Raw genomic sequence first — 3,027 nt, 5'->3', positions numbered from 1 at the left:
CGGCGCCAAGCTGCCGACCGGCTGCGGCGACATCGCGACCAACCCGCGGCAGTTCCTGACCGCGAACGCGCCGGCCGGCGCGGTGCCCACCAACGACTGGTGGTCCTCGCTGGTGTTCAAGAAGGGCGACGAGTGCAACTTCTCCCAGCCCCTGTTCGCCCACCCGGCCGCGTACAAGCCGGTGGCGAGCGGGCTCGGGATCTCGTACCAGACGGACGCCGCGATCAGCGGCAGTCCCACCGGCCTGGGGGAGTACCACTTCCCGTACGCGCAGCACGTAGTGGTCGGGGTCGCCGGGCTGAACGCGCCGCGGGCACTGGTGGACGGCTGGAGCGACTGGACCGTCACGCCGTCCTGGAGCGACGGCACCCGGACCATGAAGGCGACCATCGGGCACGGCCTGCCGATGTCGTACTACCAGGTGACCGGGGGCGACGCGCTGATCTCCGTGGTCGGGCCGCCGACCGTGTGGCAGAACAGCGGCAACCGGATCGGCTGGTCGATCGGCGGGCACGACTACGTCGCGTACGGGCCGGCCGGCTCGACCTGGTCGCTGAGCGGGAACACCTTCCGGTCCAGCCTGGCCGGTCGCGGCTACTTCTCGGTCGCGGTGCTGCCCACCACGTCGGGCACCAGCACGGCTGACAAGACGTCGCTGGCCGACCGGTACGGCTCGGTCGCGCACAACCACGTCACCGGCACCCGGGTCTCGTACACCTACAACCAGGCCGGCGGCACGGTGAACACCACGTACGCCTTCACCACCACCGCCCGCGAGGGCAGCGGCTCGGGCACCGTCATCTCGCTCTATCCGCACCAGTGGCGTTACCTCTCCGGCGGCTCCCCGCTCACTCAGACCTACGTCTCCCCGCGCGGCGCCATGAAGACCGTCATCGGCACGTCGTTCCAGACGTCCATGAAGTACACCGGCGTGCTGCCCGAGGTGCCCGCCGTCGGCGACTCCTCCGGCGCGGACCTGTCGCAGGTCACCACGTTCCTCAACAACGAGCTGAACAACCCGGCCGACTTCCGCGGCGACGACACGTACTGGACCGGCAAGGGCCTGGGCCGGGCGGCCCGGATCGCGGAGATCGCCGACCAGCTCAACCTCACCGCGGTACGCGACTCGGCGCTGAACGTCATCCGCACCCGGATCACCGACTGGTTCACCGCGTCACCGGGCAAGACCTCGCGGGTCTTCTACTACGACAACAAGTGGGGCACGCTGATCGGCTACCCCGCCTCGTACGCCTCCGACGAGGACCTCAACGACCACCACTTCCACTACGGCTACTTCATCGCCGCGGCCGCCACCCTGGCCAAGTTCGACCCGCAGTGGGCCTCGGCCGGCCGCTACGGCGGCATGGTCGACCTGCTCATCCGGGACGCCAACAACTACGACCGCACCGACACCCGGTTCCCGTACCTGCGCGACTTCGACATCTACGCGGGCCACGACTGGGCCTCCGGGCACGGCGCGTTCGGCGCGGGCAACAACCAGGAGTCCTCGTCGGAGGGCCAGAACTTCGCCAACGCGCTGATCCAGTGGGGTCAGGCCACCGGCAACACCGCGGTCCGCGACGCCGGCATCTGGATCCACACCACCCAGGCCGCCGCGATCAACGAGTACTGGTTCGACGTGCGCAACGAGAACTTCCCGGCGAGCTGGGGGCACAACTACTCGGCCATCGTGTGGGGTTCCGGCGGCGCGTACGCGACCTGGTTCTCCGGTGAGCACGCCCTGGTGGTCGGCATCAACATGCTGCCGATGACCGGCGGCCAGCTCTACCTGGGTGACTACCCCGAGTCGGTGAAGAGCACGTACGCCGAGCTGGTACGCAACAACGGCGGTGAACCGGCACTGTGGCGCGACATGCTGTGGCAATACCTGGCACTGGGTGATCCGGACGCGGCCCTGGCCAAGTTCCGGGCGAACAGCTCGTACACCTCCGAGGAGGGCGAGAGCAAGGCGCACACGTTCCACTGGCTGCGCAACCTCGCGGCGCTCGGCCAGGTCGACACCGGCGTGACGGCCAACCACCCGCTGGCCAAGGTTTTCAGCAAGGGCGGCGCGAAGACGTACGTCGCGTCGAACATCACCAACACCGCGCTGACGGTGACCTACTCGGACGGCAAGTCGCTCAGCGTCCCGGCCGGCAAGACCGTGGCCAGCGGCGCGACCAACTGGAGCGGTGGTAACGCCAACGGCGGCGGAACGGTGACGACGCCGCCGACCACCCCGCCGACCACGACCCCGCCCGCGTGCACCACCGGGCCGCTGCTCTCGCAGGGCAAGACGGCTACCTCGTCGTCGATCGAGGCCGGCTACCCGGCGAACCTCGCGGTCGACGGTGACGCGGCCACCCGCTGGTCCAGCGCGTTCGCGGACCTGCAGTGGCTGCAGGTCGACCTGGGCACGGCGCAGCCGCTGGGCCGCGTCGAGCTGAGCTGGGAGGCCGCGTACGGCAAGGCGTACCAGATCCAGACCTCGGCGAACGGCACGAGCTGGACCACCGCCGCGACGGTGACCGCCGGGACCGGCGGCAACGTCACCCACGCGATCTCCGGCACCGCCCGCTACGTGCGCATGTCCGGCACCGAGCGCGGCACGCCGTACGGCTACTCGCTGTTCGAGTTCAAGGTGTTCGGCACCTGCGGGACCACCACCCCGCCCACCACCACTCCGCCGACCACCATCCCGCCCACCACGACGCCGCCGACGACCCCGCCGACCACCCAGCCGGCCGGCACCGCCTGGGCGGCGAACACCGCCTACCCGGTGGGCGCGATCGTCACCTACAACGGCGTGCGGTACCGCTGCCTGCAGGCGCACACGTCGCTGGTGGGCTGGGAGCCGTCGAACGTGCCAGCACTCTGGGCGGCCGTCTGACGGTGTGATCCACTCTGCCGTTTCACGTCCCTTTCACGGACAAAACGGCAGGGTGGGTCGCATGAGTGATCACCTGACTCGACGTACCTTGCTCACCGGCGGCGCCGCGACCGCGGCGCTGCTGCTCCTGCCCGGCA

The 3,027-nt window shown here is 69.9% G+C and carries 1 protein-coding gene; it reads left to right on the top strand.

Annotated features, from left to right (window positions below):
• On the top strand, positions 1-2,890 hold a 2,890-nt coding region (locus AB0C29_RS41120; protein ID WP_360832581.1), incomplete at its 5' end, for a glycosyl hydrolase.
• Between the last annotated feature and the right edge of the window lie 137 nt (positions 2,891-3,027).

It is taken from the genome of Actinoplanes sp. NPDC048791, assembly GCF_040650095.1.
GTDB lineage: Bacteria > Actinomycetota > Actinomycetes > Mycobacteriales > Micromonosporaceae > Actinoplanes.
Note: the sequence above shows the minus strand (reverse complement) of the source record. Positions and strands in the feature narration are given on the sequence as shown.